The organism is Thiocapsa imhoffii (assembly GCF_016583985.1).
Classification (GTDB): domain Bacteria; phylum Pseudomonadota; class Gammaproteobacteria; order Chromatiales; family Chromatiaceae; genus Thiocapsa; species Thiocapsa imhoffii.
This window is the reverse complement of sequence record NZ_NRSD01000008.1, coordinates 146,697-170,950: the sequence shown is the minus strand read 5'-3', so window position 1 is coordinate 170,950 and position 24,254 is coordinate 146,697. Positions and strand designations below refer to the sequence as shown.

The following is a 24,254-nucleotide window of genomic DNA, read 5'->3' as shown; positions in this document are numbered from 1 at the left end:
CCGTGTAGGTACCCACCAGCTCGCAGGTCGCACCCGGCGCCACACTGGCACAGGTGATCTCGTCCGGCGTGATCAGGTCGTCGCTGACCACCACGTTGGTCAGGGTCACATCACCATCGTTGGTGGCAGTGACCGTGTAAGTGAGCACACTGCCGAACACCACCGGATCCGGATTAGCACCGCTCAGCACCTTCTCCAACGTCAGCGCCGGCGCACCCAGATAGGTCACCGTCACCGTCGCCGGATTCGACGGCGTGCCCAGATCATCCGACACCTGGTACTGGATCGGCGTTGGATTGCCCTCAAAGCCGCTCTCGGGCGTGAAGGTGATCGCACCCGTGTCCGGATCCACCGTCCAAGTGCCTTCACCCTCGACCGTCTTGGTCTTGCCGTCACTGCCGGCATCGGCATCGACCATCACCACCGTCGTCGGATCGAGCGTGCGCCCGTCAGCGGCCGCATCGTTGTCCACCACCGGCAACGTCACCGGCGTGCCGATCGGGTTGTCCAGCGATGCATCATCCGCGGCCGTCGGCGCCACCGGCGGCTGCACCAGGGTCGTCAACTCGGTCGTCTGCGGCTCCGTCTGATCGGAATCAACCGACGCGGTGTTCACCACCGACCCCGCAATCACATCCGCGAGCGTGACCGTATAGGTGCCCGTAAGCACGCAGGTCGCACCCGGCGCCACACTGGCACAGGTCTGCTCGTTCGGCGTCAGGAGGCTGTCGCTCACCACCACAGCCGTCAGCGTCACATCACCGGTGTTGGTCGCGGTCACGGTGTAGGTCAGCACACGGCCCAACACCACCGGATCCGGATCAGCACCGCTCAGCACCTTCTCCAGCTCCAGCGCCGGATCGGTCTCGATCGCCGTGGTGAGGGTGTCCTCCACCGGGTCGGTCTGATCACTCTGCGCGGCGGCCGTGTTCACCACCGCACCAGCATCGACATCCGTTTGCGTGACCGTGTAGCTGCCCGTGAGCACGCAGGTCGCACCCGGCGCCACACTGGCACAGGTCGCACTGGCCGGCGTGATCCGGTTGTCGCTCACCACCACCTCGGCCAGCGTCACCGTGCCATCATTGGTCGCCGTCACGGTGTAGCTCAGCACACTGCCCACCACGATCGGATCGGGGTTGGCACCGGTCAGCGCCTTGACCACACTCAGCGCCGGGACCGGGGCGATCGGCGTCGTCAGCGCGTCCTCGACCGGGTCGGTCTGCGCACTGTCCGCCGTGGCCGTGTTGAGCACCTGTCCCGCATCAACATCCGCCTGGCTGACCACGTAGGTCCCGGTGAGCACACAGGTGTCACCCACCCCGACACGGGCACAGGTGAACGTGCTTGGATCAATCAGGCTGTCGCTGACCACCACCTCGGTCAGCGTGACATTGCCCGTGTTGGTCGCCGTCACCGTGTAGGTCAGCTCACTGCCCGCCGCCACCGGATCGGTGCTCGCACTGCTCAGCACCTTCGCCACACTGAGCGCCGGCGTGGCCGCAATCGGCGTGGTCAGCTCCGCCTCCACCGGCGGATCCGTCTGCTCACTGTCCGCCGTGGCGGTGTTGAGCACGGCGCCCGCATCCACATCGTCCTGCGTGACCGTGTAGCGGCCCGTGAGCACACAGGTCTCACCCGGCGCCACACTGGCACAGGTCTGCTCGTTCGGCGTAATGCGACTGTCACTCACCACCACAGTGGTCAGCGTCACCGTGCCACTGTTGGTGGCCGTGACCGTGTAGGTCAGCACGCTGTCCAACGCGATCGGCTCGGGCGCCTCGCTCAGCAGCTTCGCCAGCGTCAGCTCCGCACGACCCGCGATCGGCGTGATGACCGTGTCCTCCACCGGCTCGGTCTGATCACTATCGACGGTCGCGGTGTTCTCCACCTCACCGGCATCGACATCCGCCTGCGTGACCGGATAGCGGCCCGTAAGCACACAGGTCTCACCCGGCGCCACACTGGCACAGGTCTGCTGACTGTCCGACGTCAACAGCGGATCGCTCACCACCACAGCAGTCAGCGTGACGTTGCCGCTGTTGGTCGCGGTCACCGTATAGGTCAGCACCGTGCCCGACGCGATCTCCGCGGGCACCGCATCCAGCACCTTCTCCAGCGTCAGCTCAGGCCCTTGCGCCGCCTCCACCGTCGCCGTGGCCTCTTCGGAGGTCACCTCGCGTTCACTCGGGTCAAGACCCGACGCGGTCGCACGATTGGTCACCTCACCGGCATCCAGATCGGCCTGCGTGACCGCATAGGTCGCCGTACAAGTGATCTCGGCACCCGCCGCCAGCGTGCTCTCCGGACAGGTGACCGGGGTCTTGTCGTCCGCCACCGCCAACCCGGTGAGCGTCACATTCCCGGTGTTGGTCAGCGTGTAGCTGTAACGGATCTCATCATCGACAGCAGCGAAGACCAATGCCTCACCGGGCTCAGCCGCGGCCCCATTGACCAGCGTCGCCGTCTTCTCCAGCGTCAGCGCGCCCGCCTGCTCACCGCTCACCGTCGCGGTATCGGTGGCCTCGTACGCGGTCCCACCATAGGTCCCGGTCGCCGTCGCCGTATTGTTCAGGACACCGGCATCCAGATCGGCCGCCGTCACCAGATGGTCGTAGGTGAAGGTCGCGGTTGCATCCACCGCGAGCGTGTCCACCGTGCCCACGTCAACGCCGAAGGTGTCGTCAGAGACCACGACCGCACTGAGCGGTGCGTTGCCGGTGTTGGTCACCGCGAAGGTGTAGGTGATGGTGTCGCCCACCGCGGTGTAGACGAATGGGTCAGGGGTGCCCCCGTTGAGCGCCGTCGCCGTCTTGGTGAGCGACAACGCCGGGGTCAGCACCGTGACGGTGGCCGAATCCTCGTTGTTGCTGTCGTCCGGATCCGGCAGGTCACTGCGAACCACCGCCGTGTTGGTCAAGTCACCGTCAAAGTCTGCCGCGAGCGTGCCGCGAATGACGATCGCGCAGTCACCGCCCGCCACCACCGTCCCAACATTGCGCGGCGTCGTCCACTCGACGAAGGGCAGCTCACAGAAGGACGCCTCAACGTCCGTCAGACCCTCCGGCACCACATCGTCAACGATGAAGTTGGTCGCGTCACTCGGACCGAGGTTGAAGTAGGTGATCAGGAACTCGACCGAACCGCCGGCCACCACCGCCTCGGGCGCACTCTGCAGGGTCTTGACGACACCCACATCCGCCGACCCACCCACAGTCGTGTCAGCACGGTCGGTGTTGTTCCCCAGCTCGCGGTCCGGCGTGACGGACTCGGCCTCGGCCGTGTTCCTCAGCACCGTCCCAACCGCCACATTGCCACGCACGATTGCACGCAGCGCGATGGTCCGCGACTCTCCCACGGCCAGGTCACCCACCACATACTGGCCGGTCCAGGGCGACCAGTTGGTCCCCCCATCACCCGAGACCTCGACCGCGTCAAACACGCTGGAGGCGAAGCTGTCGTTGATGCGCACGTCCAGCGCCGTCGCCGGACCGTCGTTGGTCACCGTGATGCTGTAGCCGATCGGCTCACCCGCAATCACGCTCGCCGGACCGGTCTTCTCGATCCGCACATCGGCGTCGACGTCAATCGGCGTCTCGGTCGTGTCGCTGTTGTTGTCCGGATTCGGATCCTCCGTCGCCGCCGTCACCGTCGCAGTGTTGCCGATGATCTCCGGGTTCGACCCGTCGTCCACCAGGGTCCCGCGAAGCCGCAGCACGAACGACGCACCCACCGCCAGATCGTCCTGCAGGGTGTAGCTGCCGGTCCACGGCGAGACGTACGTCAACCCACCATCCGTCGAGTACTCGGCAGCGTCGATCAACGCATCCAGCGCATCCTCGATCACCACACCCGCGGCCACCGCCGGACCGCGGTTGGTCACCGTGAGCCGGTATTCGATCAGACCGCCAATCTCCAGCGGCGCAACCAGCTGAACCTTCTCCAGCTCCAGATCCGCACGGGCAACGACCGGCGTCTCGAGCGTGTCGTCGTTGTTCTCCGGGTTCGGATCGGCGGTCACCGCACTGGCCACCGTCGCGACGTTGACCAACGTCTCGGTCTGCGCCGCGTCGACTTGACCACGAATCAGAATGTAGGTGGTCGCCCCCGCGGCCAGCGACGTGACGTTAAAGCTGCCGGTCCAGTCACCCCAGGAATTGCCCACGTTGAAGGACCGCTCGGCACCCCTGATGCCGTCCGGAAGCGTATCGCTCACCGTCACATCAAGCGCCGCATCCGGACCCAGATTCTCGACCTTCAACAGATAGTAGAGGGTCTCCCCGGCACCAATCGCCGAGGGCTCGACCGCCACCAGTGTGCTCGGGTCTTGACCCGGGGTCGCCGGCGCCTGCACCTGCGTCTTGGTGATCGCCAGATCCGCCACCAACGGCACAACCGTGGCCGTCGCCGTGTTGTTGTCCAGATTCGGATCGTATTGATCACTGCCCGTGACCGTGACGGTATTGACGAACGTCACACCGTCGCCCGGCACACGCGCCAGCGCGGTGTAACTCAGCGTCAGCGACGCGCCCGAGGACACACTCAGACCGCTCCAACGGATGGTGCCGGCCGTCCCGTCATAGACACCGCCAGTGCTGATGGCCGCCGGGGCGTCATAGCCATTGGGCAGGGTGTCGAGCAAACTCACGCCGGTGGCGTCAGCCGGACCCGCATTGCTCAACGTCAGGGTGAAGGTCACCACATCGCCCGGATTGGCGCTCGCCGGACTGGCGCTCTTGAGGATGCCAACATCAGCCGCCTCCACCCGCACCGTCGCGGTGTCCGTCGGCGAGGTGACCTGATCCCCATTGCCGTCGGCCCCGGTGGCCGACGCCACGTTCGTCACGGACCCCTCGATAAGGTCCTCCGCGGTGATGCTGTCGCTCGCCGTGCAGGTGAAACCCGCGCCCGGGAGCAACGTCGCCGGCGCGCCACTGCAGTCCACCTCCGCGATGCGATCATCCGCCACCGCAAAGGGCGCAAACAGCGTCACGTTGCCACTGTTGGTCACCTCGAAGGTGTAGGTGATCTCATCACCCACCGCCGCATAGGTCTGCGGATCGGCACTCTTCACCAGCGTCAAGGCCGCCTCAGCGCTGATCGACGTGGTGAGGGTGTCCTCCACCGACTCGGTCTGATCACTGCCCGCCGTGGCGGTGTTGAGCACCCGACCGGCATCGACGTCGGCCTGCAGCACCGTGTAGGTGCCCTCGAGCACACAGGTGCCACCCACCGCCACACTGGCGCAGGTGATCTCGTCCGGCGTGATCAGGTCGTCGCTGACCACCACGTTGGTCAGGGTGACGTCGCCGCCGTTGGTCGCGGTCACCGTGTAGGTCAGCTCGCTGCCAACCACGATCGGGTCGGGGTCGGCGCTGGTGAGCAGCTTGTCGATCGCCAGCACCGGGGCGGTGGCGATCGGCGTGTTGAGTTCGTCGCTGACCTCGGCCGTCTCGTTGCTGTCGGCCGTGGCGGTGTTGAGCACCCGACCGGCATCGACGTCGGCCTGCAGCACCGTGTAGGTGCCCTCGAGCACACAGGTGCCACCCACCGCCACACTGGCGCAGGTGATCTCGTCCGGCGTGATCAGGTCGTCGCTGACCACCACGTTGGTCAGGGTGACGTCGCCGCCGTTGGTCGCGGTCACCGTGTAGGTCAGCTCGCTGCCAACCACGATCGGGTCGGGGTCGGCGCTGGTGAGCAGCTTGTCGATCGCCAGCACCGGGGCGGTGGCGATCGGCGTGTTGAGTTCGTCGCTGACCTCGGCCGTCTCGTTGCTGTCGGCCGTGGCGGTGTTGAGCACCCGACCGGCATCGACGTCGGCCTGCAGCACCGTGTAGGTGCCCGTCAGGACGCACGTCTCCGTCGGCGCCACGCTGGCGCAGGTCGCACTGGCCGGCGTGATCCGACTGTCACTCACCACCACGTTGGTCAGGGTGACGTTGCCGCCGTTGGTCGCGGTCACCGTGTAGGTCAGCTCGCTGCCAACCACGATCGGGTCGGGGTCGGCGCTGGTGAGCACCTTCACCAACGCCAACGCCGGTTCCTGCTCCAGCGTCTGCGTATCATCGTCACTGTCGGTGACATCCGGGTAGCCCGGGTACTGTCCTGTTACGGTCGCGGTGTTGGTAAAGCTGCCGGTGTCGATGTCGTCCTGGGTCAGCGTGTAGGTGCCGGTGAAGGTAGTACTGTCTACTTGCGCAGGGGCCAGGGTGGCGATCGAGTCACCGTTAATGGTCACCCCTTCCACAAGGTCGGCCAGCGTGATGTTGTTCAAGGTTGCATTGCCGGTGTTGGTCACCGTGAATGCATAGGTGATGGTGTCACCCGCACTGACACCCGCGATGTCATCATCGTCGTTCAGCGTGCCGACCTTACTCAGCGCGATGGACGGGACTAGGACCGTGACCCCTTGTGAGTCTTGGTTGACGTAGTCGTTGAGACCGCTCTCCCCGTCGCTGCCGTTACGACCGCTGTCCGGCGCGCCGGTAGCCCCAGGCAGACTGGCCCAGGTCAGGCGCGCTTGATTGGTCAGGACCTCGTTCATGCTCAAATCGGACGCCAGCAGCGCTCTCAGCGTCACCTGTCTGTTGCCGTTACTGATGCTGAGGCTGCTGAAGTTGAAGGTCAGCACCTGACCATCAACGCTCGCCGGGGCCGGGCTGGCGGAGCCGACGACATAGGTCAAACCCGCCGGCAGGGTGTCGACCACCACCAGGTCGAAGGCATCGGAGCCGCTGTCGACGGTATGAGCGATGGAGAGCGTGAACTCCACCTCGGTGCCAAGGGCTGCGTCCGAAGGGTTCACGGTCTTAATGAGGTTGAGATCCGGCTCGACGAGCGTTGCCTCGAGCGGCTGGATGCCGGGTTCCTCGGCATCGGCGTCGAAGTCTACCCGCTGAGCGGCATCTTGGCCGTCCGTGTAATCGACGTGGGCGTTGTTGCGGAGGACGGTGCCCGCCTGGTTGGCGGCGAGGTTGTCCACCCGCACGCGGATGTCGATGGTGATGACATCGTCGTTGGGGTTGCCGTTGGCTGGGTTGCTGATATCGCCCAGATCGAAGGTCAGGGTCTGACCGGTGGCACTGATTCCGACTACCGTCGTTGGTTGATCGTTCGGGCCTATGGATTCCTCGGTACCGATGCCGGTGTTGCCCAAACCAACCTCGGCATCCAGGAAGCTCACCCCAGCCGGCAATTCATCGACGATGCTGACCGCGCGGGTCACGCCCTCGATGATGCCGAGCGTCAGGCGGTACTGGAACTCCTCACCGATGGTGTAGCTGGTCTTGGCCGGGTTGGGATGGAAGGCCTTGTCCAGCGTCACCTCGGCATTGACGGTGATGACGGGCGACAGCGCATCGGCATCGTAAGCGCGCTGGTTTGGATCATCACCGCTGCGGCTGTCGTAGTCCGCCAGCACCTGATTCTGAATGGTCTGGCCCTGCTGCACATCGTTGGTGAGCGTGGCGCTGAAGGTCAGCGTGACCGAGCCACCGACCGGCAGGTCGAACGGGTCGCTGGACCAGGTATCGCCGTCGATCCCGAGTGTTGGCATCGGTGCGCCGCCGCTGGTCCCCGTGACCTGGAGATCGGTGATGTCCCGCAGGCGCGGCGGCAGCGTGTCGCTCAGCACCGTGTCGAAGGCCGTCGTTGTCCCGGTGTTGCTTACGACCACCTGGAAGCCGACCACCGAGCCCGCGTCGAGCCCGGTGGTGGCCGTCATGATGGTCTTGGCCAGCGCGAGGTTGGGCTCGCCGACCTGCACCTGGGCGGCATCGCTCAGTTGCTCGGCGCTCGGGTTGCCCCGCACGTTGAAGTCGAACGTCGCCGCATTGTCGAGCAGGTGATGGTTCTGATTGGCCGGCACGTTGGCGACGCGCGCCCGGTAGGTCAGCACCAGGGTGCGCGCCTCTTCGATGTTGGTGTTCGTGAGCGTGCCAGCGTTGAACGTCAGGGTCGTCTCGCCGGTCTGCGGGCTGTTCGGGGTGACCGTGAAGTCCCCCGGCAGCGCCGGGCTCACGGTGATGTCGCCATCCTGCAGCGTCGCGACCAGCGAGTCGGGCACATACACCAGCCCGGCGTCGAGCACGTCGGCGATGACGCTGTTCTCCAGCACCACCTTGTCCAGGTCATCAAGGTCCGGCGGCAGCGTGACGGTGAGGCGATACTCGACCTCGTCGCCGATGGCATAGCGCCCCTGGGCGTTGTCGAGGGCCTTGGCGAAGTTCACGTCGACGACGCGCACCCGCTCGGTGGCGCTGGCGGCGTAATTGTTGGTGCCGCCGCTGCCAGTGCGCTCGCCCGTCTCGCTGCCCGGTGCGCCCGGGGTCGCATCATTGGTGCCCTGAGCGCCCGGCAGGCTGGTCCAGGTGAGGTTAGCGGTGTTGTCGACGAAGTCGTCGCGCACGCCGGCATCGGTGGCCTCGACCGTGATGACGAGCTGGCCGTCGACCGGGAAGGTGCCGACGCTGACATTGAGCGCGCTGGTGGTGCTGGCGCTGGTATCGACATCGATCACGCCGTCGCTGGGCGTGGTGGTGATGCTGCCCGGATCGATGCTCGCCCAGTTGGTGAACAGGTCGCTCAACTGCACGTCGTAGGCGGTCGCGCGGTTGCCGCCGCTCGGATGCGTGATGGTCAGCGTGAAGGTGGTCGTGCCCTCCGGCACGATCACACTGGGATTGGCTTCCTTGGCAATCGCGAGCGCGGGCTCCAGCACGGTTAAGGTCTGGGTCACCGGTGACAGGTTGGCGGGCTGATTGAGCGCGGTCAGCCAGCGCAGGGTCGCCTGGTTGTCCAGGTCCGTACCGGCCCGGTTGGCGGCGACGTTCCGCACCACGGCCTGGTATTCCAGCGTGTAGGTCGCGGCCGCGGCGTCGGAGTTGATGACGTCGCCGAGCAACAGGCGCAGCGTCTGGCCGCTCTGTTGCAGCTCGCTGCCGTCGAACAGCGTCACGAACACGCCACTGGCGGCGGCATTGATGTCGCCGGGGTTCTGCGCCGCGTTCAGGCCGGTGGTGAAGGTCCGGCTGAGCCGCGCGGTGCCGGGGATGTAGCCCAGACCGGCGGGCAGCACGTCCTCGATCAGGGCCTCGCGCAGCGTGCCGGGCGGCACCTGCACACTGACCTGGTAGGTCACGACCTCGCCGATCAACACCTCGGCGCCGGTACTGGCCGACTCCGAGGTGGCGACCAGGGTCTTGGTCAGACCGCCGGGGGTGGCGACGCCGGGGTCATCGGTGACCACCGGGGTCTGGGTCGGGTTGCGTCCGTCGGCGGGGTTGCCGTTGTCGTCGCTGTCGATGTCGTCGAAGTTGTTCCCGGTCAGGGTGGCCTGGTTCTCGATGATGGTGCCATCGGCCACGCTGGCGTTGATGGTCACCTGGAAGCGCACCGTCGCGACCTCGCCCGGCAGCAGGCTGCCAAGGTTGATGGCGATGGGATCAGTGCCGGTGACGACGCCGCGGTCGGTGGTCACCGAGCCCGCAACCAAGGTGGTGTTGGCGGGGATCGCATCGGTCAGCCGGGCATCGATGGTGGCGGCCGAGCCCTCGTTGGTCACACTGATCTGATAACCGATCACGTCGCCCGGGTTGGCGAGGCCGTTGCCGTTCAGATCCTGCGCCAGACTCCAGCGCTTCTGCACATCGAGCCGCGGCGCGCCAGCGCCGGTGGTGGCATCGATCTCGGTGGGCTGGAAGCCGTCGCTGGGATTGCCGTTGCCGTCGGTCAGGCCCGGCGGAGTCTCGTTGGAGGTGGTCGCGCCCTGGTTGGTGAAGGTGAAATCCGTCGCGCTGCCGGGTAGCGGGTCGTCCACCGTGACGCGGAAGTCCAGGATCTCGAAGTCCCCGGCAGCCAGCGTCGGCACCGCCCAGGTCAGCGACTGACCGGACACCGTCGCCGTGCCCGCGGAGGAATTGACGGAGTCCGCCACATAGGTCAGTCCCGCCGGGATGACGTCGGTCAGGGCGACGTTGGTCAAGGGCTGGTCGCCCAGGTTGCTCAGCACCAGACTGTAACGCAGGGTATCGCCGGGATTGACCACGCCGTTGCCGGCGACGTCATTGATCAACAGCACCCGCTTCTCGGCATAGAGCGGACTCTGTAACGGCGGCTGGCCACCAACCGGGACCTCAGTGGGCTGGAAGCCGTTGTCGCGCACGCCATCGGCGTCGGTCGGGGTCGGCACGGTCTGGTCCGAATCCACCAAGCCCTGGTTGCTGATCACAGTGCCAACCGCCGTGCCGCCGTCGACGGTGACGCGGAAGGTGATGATTGCCGTTGCGCCGGCGGCGAGGTTGCCGACGTTCACTTGCAGATTCGGCGCGCCGCTGTCGTCCACCGTGCCGACATCGCTGGTCAGCGAGGATGCGACGTAGGTCGTATTCGCCGGGATCGGATCGGTGAAGACCACACCGGTGGCATCGGCGCCCTGGTTGGTCAGGACAATCGTGTATTCCAGCGTGTCGCCAGGATCGACCTGACCATTGCTGTCGACGTCATCAACCAACGCGACGGTCTTGACCGGATACAGGAACGCGGGGGTCGTCGGGGTGACGACGGCTTCGCCGGTGCTGACATAGTCGTTGAGACCGCCCTCCCCGTCGCTGCCGTTACGCCCGCTGTCCGGCGCGCCGGTAGCCCCAGGCAGACTGGCCCAGGTCAGGCGCGCGGAATTGGTTAGGGCCTGGCCGATGACCAGATCGCGCTCGGCCAGCGCGCGCAGCGTCACCTGGGTCTGGCCGGCGGCGGTGGTCAGGCTACCGAGGTTGAAGGTCAGCACCTGGCCGGTGCTGCTGTCGCCGGTAACGCTGGTCGGAGCCAGGCTGGCGGAGCCATTCACATAGGTCAGGCCCGCCGGCAGGCTGTCCACCACCACCAGGTCGAAGGCATCGGAGCCGCTATCCGTGGTATGAGCGATGGAGAGTGTGAATTCCACCTCGGTGCCAAGGGCTGCGTCCGAAGGGTTCACGGTCTTATTGAGACTGAGATCCGGCTCAACGAGCGTTGCCTCGAGCGGCTGGATGCCGGGTTCCTCGGCATCGGCGTCGAAGTCTACCCGCTGAGCGGCATCTTGGCCGTCCGTGTAATCGACGTGGGCGTTGTTGCCGAGGACGGTGCCTGCCTGGTTGGCGGCGAGGTTGTCCACCCGCACACGGATGTCGATGGTGATGACATCGTCGTTGGGGTTGCCGTTGGCTGGGTTGCTGATATCGCCGAAGTTGAAGGTCAGGACTTGACCGGTGACATCCGTCGGCTGACTGGCCGGGTTGCCGATGATGATTCCGGTGTTGCCGAGACCAACGGTGGCGTTCAGGTAGGTTACGCCGTCCGGCAGCGTATCGACGATGCTGACCGCGCGGGTCACGCCCTCGATGATGCCGAGCGTCAGGCGGTACTGGAACTCCTCACCGATGGTGTAGCTGGTCTTGGCCGGGTTGGGATGGAAGGCCTTGTCCAGCGTCACCTCGGCATTGACGGTGATGACGGGCGACAGCGCATCGGCATCGTAAGCGCGCTGGTTTGGATCATCACCGCTGCGGCTGTCGTAGTCCGCCAGCACCTGATTCTGAATGGTCTGGCCCTGCTGCACATCGTTGGTGAGCGTGGCGCTGAAGGTCAGCGTGACCGAGCCACCGACCGGCAGGTCGAACGGGTCGCTGGACCAGGTATCGCCGTCGATCCCGAGTGTTGGCATCGGTGCGCCGCCGCTGGTCCCCGTGACCTGGAGATCGGTGATGTCCCGCAGGCGCGGCGGCAGCGTGTCGCTCAGCACCGTGTCGAAGGCCGTCGTTGTCCCGGTGTTGCTTACGACCACCTGGAAGCCGACCACCGAGCCCGCGTCGAGCCCGGTGGTGGCCGTCATGATGGTCTTGGCCAGCGCGAGGTTGGGCTCGCCGACCTGCACCTGGGCGGCATCGCTCAGTTGCTCGGCGCTCGGGTTGCCCCGCACGTTGAAGTCGAACGTCGCCGCATTGTCGAGCAGGTGATGGTTCTGATTGGCCGGCACGTTGGCGACGCGCGCCCGGTAGGTCAGCACCAGGGTGCGCGCCTCTTCGATGTTGGTGTTCGTGAGCGTGCCAGCGTTGAACGTCAGGGTCGTCTCGCCGGTCTGCGGGCTGTTCGGGGTGACCGTGAAGTCCCCCGGCAGCGCCGGGCTCACGGTGATGTCGCCATCCTGCAGCGTCGCGACCAGCGAGTCGGGCACATACACCAGCCCGGCGTCGAGCACGTCGGCGATGACGCTGTTCTCCAGCACCACCTTGTCCAGGTCATCAAGGTCCGGCGGCAGCGTGACGGTGAGGCGATACTCGACCTCGTCGCCGATGGCATAGCGCCCCTGGGCGTTGTCGAGGGCCTTGGCGAAGTTCACGTCGACGACGCGCACCCGCTCGGTGGCGCTGGCGGCGTAATTGTTGGTGCCGCCGCTGCCAGTGCGCTCGCCCGTCTCGCTGCCCGGTGCGCCCGGGGTCGCATCATTGGTGCCCTGAGCGCCCGGCAGGCTGGTCCAGGTGAGGTTAGCGGTGTTGTCGACGAAGTCGTCGCGCACGCCGGCATCGGTGGCCTCGACCGTGATGACGAGCTGGCCGTCGACCGGGAAGGTGCCGACGCTGACATTGAGCGCGCTGGTGGTGCTGGCGCTGGTATCGACATCGATCACGCCGTCGCTGGGCGTGGTGGTGATGCTGCCCGGATCGATGCTCGCCCAGTTGGTGAACAGGTCGCTCAACTGCACGTCGTAGGCGGTCGCGCGGTTGCCGCCGCTCGGATGCGTGATGGTCAGCGTGAAGGTGGTCGTGCCCTCCGGCACGATCACACTGGGATTGGCTTCCTTGGCAATCGCGAGCGCGGGCTCCAGCACGGTTAAGGTCTGGGTCACCGGTGACAGGTTGGCGGGCTGATTGAGCGCGGTCAGCCAGCGCAGGGTCGCCTGGTTGTCCAGGTCCGTACCGGCCCGGTTGGCGGCGACGTTCCGCACCACGGCCTGGTATTCCAGCGTGTAGGTCGCGGCCGCGGCGTCGGAGTTGATGACGTCGCCGAGCAACAGGCGCAGCGTCTGGCCGCTCTGTTGCAGCTCGCTGCCGTCGAACAGCGTCACGAACACGCCACTGGCGGCGGCATTGATGTCGCCGGGGTTCTGCGCCGCGTTCAGGCCGGTGGTGAAGGTCCGGCTGAGCCGCGCGGTGCCGGGGATGTAGCCCAGACCGGCGGGCAGCACGTCCTCGATCAGGGCCTCGCGCAGCGTGCCGGGCGGCACCTGCACACTGACCTGGTAGGTCACGACCTCGCCGATCAACACCTCGGCGCCGGTACTGGCCGACTCCGAGGTGGCGACCAGGGTCTTGGTCAGACCGCCGGGGGTGGCGACGCCGGGGTCATCGGTGACCACCGGGGTCTGGGTCGGGTTGCGTCCGTCGGCGGGGTTGCCGTTGTCGTCGCTGTCGATGTCGTCGAAGTTGTTCCCGGTCAGGGTGGCCTGGTTCTCGATGATGGTGCCATCGGCCACGCTGGCGTTGATGGTCACCTGGAAGCGCACCGTCGCGACCTCGCCCGGCAGCAGGCTGCCAAGGTTGATGGCGATGGGATCAGTGCCGGTGACGACGCCGCGGTCGGTGGTCACCGAGCCCGCAACCAAGGTGGTGTTGGCGGGGATCGCATCGGTCAGCCGGGCATCGATGGTGGCGGCCGAGCCCTCGTTGGTCACACTGATCTGATAACCGATCACGTCGCCCGGGTTGGCGAGGCCGTTGCCGTTCAGATCCTGCGCCAGACTCCAGCGCTTCTGCACATCGAGCCGCGGCGCGCCAGCGCCGGTGGTGGCATCGATCTCGGTGGGCTGGAAGCCGTCGCTGGGATTGCCGTTGCCGTCGGTCAGGCCCGGCGGAGTCTCGTTGGAGGTGGTCGCGCCCTGGTTGGTGAAGGTGAAATCCGTCGCGCTGCCGGGTAGCGGGTCGTCCACCGTGACGCGGAAGTCCAGGATCTCGAAGTCCCCGGCAGCCAGCGTCGGCACCGCCCAGGTCAGCGACTGACCGGACACCGTCGCCGTGCCCGCGGAGGAATTGACGGAGTCCGCCACATAGGTCAGTCCCGCCGGGATGACGTCGGTCAGGGCGACGTTGGTCAAGGGCTGGTCGCCCAGGTTGCTCAGCACCAGACTGTAACGCAGGGTATCGCCGGGATTGACCACGCCGTTGCCGGCGACGTCATTGATCAACAGCACCCGCTTCTCGGCATAGAGCGGACTCTGTAACGGCGGCTGGCCACCAACCGGGACCTCAGTGGGCTGGAAGCCGTTGTCGCGCACGCCATCGGCGTCGGTCGGGGTCGGCACGGTCTGGTCCGAATCCACCAAGCCCTGGTTGCTGATCACAGTGCCAACCGCCGTGCCGCCGTCGACGGTGACGCGGAAGGTGATGATTGCCGTTGCGCCGGCGGCGAGGTTGCCGACGTTCACTTGCAGATTCGGCGCGCCGCTGTCGTCCACCGTGCCGACATCGCTGGTCAGCGAGGATGCGACGTAGGTCGTATTCGCCGGGATCGGATCGGTGAAGACCACGCCGGTGGCATCGGCGCCCTGGTTGGTCAGGACAATCGTGTATTCCAGCGTGTCGCCAGGATCGACCTGACCATTGCTGTCGACGTCCTCAACCAACGCGACGGTCTTGACCGGGTACAGGAAGGCCGTGGTCGCCGGTGTCACATCCGCCGTGGTGCCAAAGACGTAGTCATTGAGGCCAACCACACCGTTGATGCCGTTACGGCCACTGTCCGCGGCGCCGTTGGCATCGGCGGTGCTCGCGAAGCTGCCGCTGATCTGATTCTGCAACGCGCTGCCGACCACGGCGTCGAGGTCCACCTCGGCCTGATAGGAGAAGGTTTTGGTCTCGCCGTTGGCGATAGAGCCGAGGGTGAAGACCGGGGCTGCCGGGTTGGTCTCGTCGACGCTGGCCTGTCCCGTCGTGGAACCAGCCTGGTAGGTCAGGCCCGTCTGGATCAGGTCGGTGAGTTCGACCTGATAAGCATCCGCGGTGCTGCCCGTCGCATGGCTGACGACGACCGTGTAGGTGACCAGATTACCGAGGGCCGGCACCGTGGTATCCGGCGTCTTGGTGACTTGCAGCACCGGTTCCACGACGGTGACGTCGAGGGTATCGGTCGCATCGCCGATGTCGCTGGTCGCCGTGGCGCTGTTGGTTAGGTCCACCCCGTTCTGGTTGGACGCGATGTTGCGCACCTGGGTCTTGAACTGAAGGTTCAGAGACTTATCGACGACCCCGGGGTCGATGGTCACGTCGCCGAGATCGACGGTCACGGTGCCGGTGGGGTTCTCCATCGCGGTGCCAGCGCCGGTATAGCTGATGCCAGGCTCGGCGATGGGGTTGCCGACCATCTCGACGAACGCCAGCCCCGCGGGCAGGGTGTCGGTGACGACGACGTTGTTGGTCACACCGGCCAGCAGCGAGACCTTGACATCGAACAGCACCTCTTCGCCGATGGCGAAGTTGGCATCCGGCTGGTCAGTGGTCAGGGTCTTTTGCAGCGCGATGTTGGCATCCAGCGTCAGGTCGCGGCTGGTGGTCTGGCCGTAGTTGTTGAGCGCGTTCGGGTCGGTGTCGTCCAGCACATCGCTGCCGTCGCGCCCGTCGGTGCCGGCGGCGAGGCTGTTGTATTTGGCCGCGACCTCATTGGTCAGGGTCGTACCGGTCACCGCGTCGGCGACCACGGTCGCCGTGTAGCTGATGGTCAGGGTCGTATTTGGCGGCAGGTCGAAGAGCGGCCAGGCCAGGGTATTGGCAGTCGATTGGACCGCATCGCCGGCGATCAGCACACCGCCAGCACTCTTGAGCACCGCATCGTCGGGATTGATGACGGCGATGTCGGTGAAGAACGGCCCGTCGCCGCCGTTGGCCCCCAGCAGGTCGGCCGGCAGCACGTCGGTCAGGTTCATCCGGTACGCGGTCGCAAAGCTGTCCGTGTTGCTGACGGTCAGTTGATAGCTGACCTCGCTGCCGGCCACCGCGGGGGTGCCGGCGGTAATGGTCTTGCTGAGCGCCAGCGCCGGCTCGCGCACCGTGATGGTCGCGCTGTCGGCGGGGAACGGCGCGCTCGCGCCACTGTAGGTCAGTACTGCGGTGTTGGTGAGCTGGGTGTTGCGCTGATTGCCGAGGACGTTCTCGACCTGCACCGGGTAGGTGATGACGATGCTCTGGCTCGTCGCCGCGCTGTTCTGCACGGTGCCGAAATCGAAGACGAGCGGATCGGTGCCGGCCCCTGGCTCGATTGGAGGGCTGTTACTAGCTGAGACTCCACTGCCGAGGGTGATGCTGATCGGCGCGCCGGTGTAGCGCAGCCCCGCAGGCAGGGTGTCGGTGATGACAAAATTCCCAGTCTGCCCCACCGGCACCGAGACGGTGATGGTCGCCGTGGTGATCGCGCCAATGGGCAGCGAAGCGTCGGCCACCTCCTTGGTCAGGCTCGGCCGGTTGGCGGTCAAGGTCGCGCTGGCGGTGGCGTTGAGGTCGTTGACCGCCTGACCGCTGGTGTTCGGCTGGTTCGAGCCGGTACGCTCGCCGGTGTCACTGTCGGGGGCGCCTGGGGTGGCATTGCCGGTGCCATAGCTGCCGGGCAGGCTGGTGCCCCGCACCTGAGCGGTATTGGTCACCACCTCCTCGAAGGCGATGCTCGGGTCCAGGGTCGCGGTGTAGGTCAGGGTGATGGTCTGGCCTGGCGCGAGATAGCGCTCCGCGGCGTCTAGGCAATCCATGCTGAGGGTCAGCGTCTGACCCGCGAAGCTCCCACACGTCGTCACGTTCACATTGCCCCGGCTCAGCACCGCGCTGGTCAGGGTCGGGTTCAGATAACGGGCCGGCAAGGTATCGGTGACCACCACATCCCAGAGCCGGGTGCGGTTGCTACCGGTCGCGGCTGTGGCGACGACGGTGAAGGTCACGGTATCGCCGCCGCTGGCGGTGGTCGGCGACGAACTCTTAGTCACCGAGGGCAGCGGCTCGACGATGCGCGTTTGCTGGGTGGCCGTCTGCGACTGGGTATTGCCGTCGCGGTTGACGTAGTTGAGCGTCGCCGTGTTGGTCTTGTCTTCGTTGTGATTGTTGTTGCTGGTATTCAGCACCAGCGCATCAAAATCAATGATGACCTGTGCCGCCCCCGTGCCGGTGTTCCGCACGGTGCCGACCGCGAAGCCGAGGTTCTGGCCGCCGACCGACGGGGTAATCGGGGTGGCGGTCGTCGTCGGCAACTCCCCATCATTGGCAACGCCGGTGACCTGGCTGCCGTCGGCGATGATGACGCCGGCGGCGGATGCGCGGATGGTTGCCGTGCCGGTCAGGAACTGCTGCCCCATCGGGAGGGTGTCGGCGAAGATCGCGGCATTAAGCGGGCTGACGGTCACGCCCTGCGGGACCGTGTAGGTCAGGCGATAGGTGATGACCTCTCCGATGGCGACCTGCGTGTTCGTGGTCCAGGGCTCCGAGGTCGCGGCAATGGTCTTGGCCACCGCGGCAACACCGGTATTCACCGTTGCTGTGTTGGAATCGACCTCGGGCGTCTCGCGACCGTTGGTGCCGCCGTCCTGGCTGTTACCGATGGCGCTCGCGGCGTTGCTGTAGGTCCAGCCGGTGCGGATGTCCGGGCCGACGGTGGCGGTAAAGCTGAAGGTCACCGTGCCGCCATTGGCGGCCAGACTGACGCCGGGTTTGGCGGTGAAGGTGATGGTGCCGGTGTTCTCGTCGTAGCCGAAATCGAAATCGTCGACACCGGTGCCGGTGCTGGTGTCGGTGATGCCGGTCGCGGCGAGCGCGAACAGATCGTTGTCGGTGCCGTCGTTCAGCAGGTCCGTCACCGCGACCTCGAAGGCCGGGACCTCGCCGGTGTTCGTGACGGTCAGGCTGACGGTGACTAGATCCCCGGCCGTCAGGTTGGCAGCGGGCGTCATCGCCTTGGTGATCGCGAGCGCTGGCTCGCCGACCGTGACGGTAGCGTTGTCGTCCCAGGTCGCCGCGCTGTCGTTGCTGGAGAGGGTCGCGGTGTTGATGAGCTGGCTGCCAGCAACCGTCGCAGGGAGGTTCTCGATGCGCAACCGGTAGCTGATGGTGAAGCTCTGCGGCGCGCCGCTGGCGTTGGTGATCTGGCCGAGTGCGGCCGTCAGGGTGTCGCCAGCGACGGTGAAGTCCGACGGCAATGGGCCGGCGTAGCTCAGGCTGGAATTCTGCGTCAGGCTATAGGTGCCGGTGAGGTACTCCAGGCCGTCCGGCAATGTGTCGGTCAGCGTCAGCCCCCGAACGACAAATGGATTCAGACTGTTGAGCCCAGCCGGAACGGTGATGTCGACGCTGTAGGTCACCTCATCGCCAATCGCCAGCGGCCCGATACTGCCATCCACCGCCTTGCTGATGCCGAGCGGGCTGACTTTGAGCCGAGCACTGGTGCCGACGGTGCTGGCGCCGAAGTCAGTCGTCTGGAGTGCCCCGGCGGCGATGCTGTTCAGATGCCCCGCCTGCGAGGCGACGCTGGAGATCACGTTCACCGAAATAGAGCAGCCGCCGACCGGGATCGGTGCGCCGGACTGGTAGGTGACGGTGCCACCCCCGGCCGTGGCGACAACCTTGCCGGCGTCACAGCCGTTGACCGCCTGGATGTTCGGCGGGTCCGCGATCACCACGCCGAACGGCAGGGTGTCCACCAAGTCCGCGGCCAGCGTGGTGGGTGCCAGGTTGCCATTGCCAAAAGACAGGGTCAGGGTCGAGGTGCCACCGACGATGATGCCGGACGGCGAGAAGAACTTGCTCAGGCTCGGCGGCTGCGGCGGATTGATGAAGAGGTTGGCGGTAGCCGGGGCGCCGTTGTTGCCGGCGTCGGTCTGCAGGGCGCCGGCCGGGATGGTATTGACGAAGGGCGAGCCCGTGCTGTCGCTTGCGGTCACATCCACGGCGATGGTGCAGCCACCGGAAGGGATCTCGGCCCCGCTGGCGTAGGTGATAGTCCCGCTGCCCGCGGTCGCGGTGATGCTGCCGACCGTGCAGGTGCCGCCGATGTTGGCCGGGTCGGCGATGGTGACGCCGGTGGGCAGGGTATCCACCAGGTCCGCGCTCAACGTGATCGCACCGGCATTGGCGTTGCCGAGGCTGATGGTCAGCCGCGCGACGCCGCCTGGGTTGATGGTGTTCGGCGCGAAGGCCTTGCCCACTGTCGGTGGCGTTGGCGTCTGCACCACGAGCCCGGCGGTGGCGGGGTTCAGGTTGGTCCCGCCGTTGGTCTCTAGCGCGCCGGCCGGGATGCTGTTGGTGTAGCTGCCGCCGGTGTTGGACGTGACCGCAACCGTGATGGTGCAGCCGCCGGCTGGGATCTCGGCGCCGTCGGCGTAGGTGATGCTGTTAGACCCGGCGGTCGCCGTGACAGACCCGATGGCGCACGTACCCCCGACGCTGGCCGGGTCGGCGATGACGACGCCGGTCGGCAGGGTATCGATGAAGTCCGCGCTGAGCGTCAACGAGCTGGCGTTCGGGTTACCCAGGCTTAGGGTCAAGGTAGACGTGCCGCCGGCCATGATGGTGCCGGGGCTGAAGGTCTTGGCCACCGTCGGCGGTGCCAGTGGGCCATCCTCGGACACGGCCAGGCTAGCCGTTGCGGGACTCGGGTTGCTGCCAGTGGTCGTCTGCAACTGACCGGCGGCGATGAGGTTGGTGTACACCCCTTCGACGCTGGTGGTCACGTCGACGCTGATGGTGCAACTACTGTCGCCCGGGATTTCGGCACCGGCCGCGAGGCTGATGCTGGTGGCGCCGGCGTTCGCGGTCAGGCTGCCGCCGGTGCAGGTGGTGCTCGGATTCGGCGTGTTGGCAACGAACAGGTTGCCGGGCAAGGCATCGATCAGCGGCTCGGTGAGACTGACGGCCGCCGCGTTGGGGTTGGTCAGCGTGATGGTCAGGGTGGCGGTGTCGCCCGGTGCCATTCCGACGGGGTCGAAGGCCTTGGCGATGCCGGGCGGAGAGCCAACGCCCATGGTCGCCTGCGCGGTGCCGGTGTTGGTCAGGCCCTGGTCGCTGGTGAGCGCGCCGACGTCGATGAAGTTGATGTACTCGCCGGCGTCGTTGCCGACGACATCGGCGGAGAAGGTACAACTGCTGTTGGCCGGCAGCGTGGCGCCGATGAGGCGCATGAAGGCCTCGCCGGGGCTCGCGATGACCTGACCGTTGCCACAGGTGGTGGCGGCGTTGGCCGGGTTGGCGATCGCGAGCCCCGCCGGCAGCGTGTCGGTGAGCGCAACATTGGTCAGCGTCAGCGACGGATCGTTGTTATTGATGGTGACCGTGAGCCGGTTCGGCTGACCGGGGTTGCGGAACGGCTCTGCGAAGGCCTTCGCCAGCGTCGGGCTCTCGACGACGTTCAGGGTTGCTTGGGTCTCGGACTCGTTGAGCACGCCCTGGTCACTGACGACCTGGCGCTCGGGGATGATATTTGTGTAGGCGCCGAGGTCATCGACTTGGATATCGACGTCGATGAAGCAATTGCTGCCGGGCGGGATGGTCGCTTGCGAGACCGTGATGACGCCATTGTTGGCGACGTTGCTGGTGGTGACCAACGGCGCATCACCAGTACCGGTGCCAGCGCAGTTGGTGGCGATCGCTGGCGGGTCGGCGACCAGCATGCCGGTCGGCAGATTGTCCGTGTAGCTGACCCCGGTCAGCGTCACCGGGTTCGCGGCGTTCGGATCCAGGGTGCTGATGAGGCGGATGCGCAGCCGCGCGGTCTGGCCCACGCCGATGACATCCGGCGAGAAGCTCTTGGTGACCCCGAGACCCTGTAGGGTCGATAGGGTCGCGGACGCACCCACTGAATTGGTGTAGCCCTGATCCGTGACAATGGCACCAACGGCAAGGCTGTTGGTCAGGTTCAGGAAGCTCACCGAGGTGACCGTGGCGAAGACCTGACAGGTTTGGTTCGGTGCGATGCTGGCGCCGGACAGGATGACCTTGTTGTCGCCCGGAATCGCGGTGACCAGTCCGCCTGGACAGGTGGTGCTGGCGTCCGGGACCGAATAGACCTCGATCCCGTTTGGCAAGGTGTCCGTGAGCTGGATCCCCTGCATGGGGATCGCCGTCGGATTGATGATGTCGATGCGCAGCAACGAAGGCACGCCACCGGTAATGATGACCGGGTCGAAGGACTTGTTGATGCTCAGCGCGGCGTCGGTCTCTGCGAGGGTCGCCGTGATGTCCCCGGTGCTCACCGGCCCCTCGGCGCTAGTGATGTTGCCGGCGGGGATGGTATTGAGCCAGGGGCCGCTGCCGCTGGTCACGACGTCGAAGAAGAGATCACAACTGCCACTGGCGGGCAGGGTCGCGCCAAGCAGTTGGACGCTGGTGGCACCGGGATTGACAACCAGGGTCGGCGAGCCGGCGCAGTTGCTGCTGGCATTGGCCGGATTGGCGACGGTCAGACCCGTGCCGAGCGGGTCGGTCACCGAGACATTGGTGAGGGTGCCGTTGAAGCCATTGAGCAGGGTGATCTTGACCCGAGCCCGACCGCCGGTCGCCACCGCGGTCGGCGTGAAGCTCTTGGAGCCGGACAGACCCGTGGCAATGCCGAGGGTGGCGCTGACGTTCGCCGGGATGGTCCCCACCGAGGAGTCGAAATCCGTCGGCGTGATGATGTTCTCGTAGTTGCCGACCAGGCTGCCGGTGACGCGGGCGGTGATGATGCAGTCGCTGGACTCCTCAAAGTCCGGCCGCGGCGCGATGGTGCCGTCGGTCAGGATCAACTGGCTGGTATTGGGAAAGGCCTCCAGGGTGCCGCCGCAGGTGTTGGTCACCATCGGGTTCGCGGCCAATGTGACCCCCGTCGGCAGGTTGTCGGTGAGGTTGACGTCGTTGAGCTGCTGCGCCACCCGGTTGCGGATGCGGATGGTCAGGGTGGATTGGCCGCCCTGCGGGATGCTGGCCGGGCTGAAGGACTTGCCAACGGCCACGGAACTGACGCTGACGGTGTTGACGGCGGGGCTCGGGCCGGTGTTGCAGATGTCGTCGGTACCACAGATGCCGCTAATCGGAATCTCATTGGTGAAGGTCAGCCCGTTGGGTGCATCCTCCGGCAGCCGTGCATCGAAGACGATGGTGCAGACGCCCGGATTCAAGCCGCTGCCGCCGGGGATGGTGCCGTCGGTCCAGGTCAGCGTGTCCTCGCCGTCCTCGCCGGCGAAGGTGCCACCCTCGCAGCCAACGCTGCTGACCGGATTCGTGCCGCGCAGGACCATTTGGCTGTCATCGGCCGACGGCAAGTTGTCCGTGAAGTTGACATTCCCCACCGGCCCGCCGGACCAGTTGAAGATGGTCACCGTGAAGCGCGTCCACTGCCCTGGAGCGACGTTGTTCAGCGAGACCGACTTATCGACCGTCAACTGTGCATTGACGCCCAGGCTGGCGCTGGCGGCGGGGCTCGGCAGGTTGCCGGGGTTCTGCACCGCGTTGGACGGGATGCTGTTGGTGTGCTGGCCGTCGATCAGCGAGGTGACATAGGCGGTGATGGTGCAGGCGCCGCTGGGGCCGGCGTTAGCACCGGTCAGCGTCAGCGTCGTGTCTTGGTTATCCGGCGTGTAGTCCAGCGTGCCATCGACCGGCCCGCCCCCGGTACAGGCGACGGTCGGGTCGGCAGGCGCCGCGGGATCGCTCTGTGTGTCACGAATCCGCAGCGTGGTGCCGGTTAGGTCATCGGCAAAGCTGGTGATCTCAAGCGGGTTGACCAGACTGTTGTTCGCGATGCGAATGGTCATCAGCACCGGCTGCCCGGCCGGGATGACATCGGCGCCGAAGGTCTTGCTGACCCCGATCGGGGTCACGACAGGCAGCTCACGCTCGAAGGCCGGGCTGGTCAGGCCGCGGGTGTTGCCGATGGCGCCCTCGGCGAGGCTGTTGGTGAGGCTGCCAACGCTCGCGGCAATGACATCAACGCTCAGCGTGCAGCTCCCGCCCTCGCCGATGGTGCCGCCGGTCAGGGTCAGGCTGGCTGCGCCTGGCGCGGCGGTCAGGCTGCCGTTCACCGCGCCGGTGCCGCTGCAACTGCTGCTGGCGTTGGCCGGATCGGCGATCAGCATGCCGTTGGGCAGCGCATCGGTGAAGCTGGTCAACGGGATGGTCGCGCTGGGGTTTGGGTTGCTCAGCGTGATGGTCAGCCGGGTCGGATCGCCGGCGATGGCCGGGGACGGCGAGAACGATTTGGTGCCGGTCGGCGGCTGCACCGGGCTAACGGACAACGTCGCGTTGGCCGCGGTTTCGTTGAAGACCGGCACGGTGTTCTCGAGCGCTCGATAGCCGGCGCTCTCCGCGTCTGGCGTGCTGTTGGCCGGGATGTTGGCAACGTGATTACCCGGCGTGACCGAGCGGACCCCGATCTCGAATCGGCAGAGACCATCGACGGCGCCGGTGCCCGCGGGGATGGTGCCGCCGGTGAGGTAGACGATGTTCGTGCCAGGCACGGCGGCGCTGACGGTGAAGCCGCAGCTGTTCTCACCGATGGTCAGCGGGTCTGAAATGACGATGGCGGTGGGCAACAGCACCGTCACCGCCGCGTCGGTCAGGGGAACCAGCGCATCGTTGGCAATGCTGATGCGGTAGGTCGAGCCGTCGCCCTGGAGGATGGTCGCCGGGCTGAAGCTGTGGTTGATCGTGGTGGTGGCCGCAACCAGACTGGAGAACAGCAGCAGAGCAAGCGCGATGGGAATTCGCCAGTCCGGTAACCGAACCCGGACATCAGATCCCGGGGGGGACATTCGCCTCGCCCAACCTTGCTTTAACACGTCTGAGATACCTCGTACGACTCCCTAGCAGACTCTCGTACCATCCTGATACCGGGCTGCCCAGTTATTATTAGCCGAAACAGATCGCGCTTTAGTTGCCTAAACCGACGAACTTTTTCGTCCTATCAATCGCGCTACCGATGTCCTACCGCCGCCATCGCTGAAGGAGAGGTGACCTTCGGCGCGCTCGTTGACTCAGTGGTCGAAGGATTGGGATCTTTGGCTTAAAAAACGTCCTCATTAAGGCGCACAAACAGGCTTCCAGGTCGCGAAGATGGCCTGCTGAGAGGATCGAGCCTAGCAGACTGCTGGATGCAGCTGATGTCCGAAGACTCATACCGCCCTGCCTGGACTCGCCGAGGGGGTCGCATTATCCGTACGACCACACTTCATAGTAGCGCAGATCGATGTCGCGGTGAAGGCCGCCCGATTGGTTCAGGCG

1 protein-coding gene is annotated in these 24,254 nt (G+C 66.1%); it reads right to left on the bottom strand.

The window, feature by feature from the left end; all coding sequences use genetic code 11:
* Positions 1–23,785 (bottom strand): CLIPPER-2 domain-containing protein (locus tag CKO25_RS09920; RefSeq protein ID WP_200387771.1); only part of this gene is annotated, 23,785 nt, incomplete at its 3' end.
* Between the last annotated feature and the right edge of the window lie 469 nt (positions 23,786–24,254).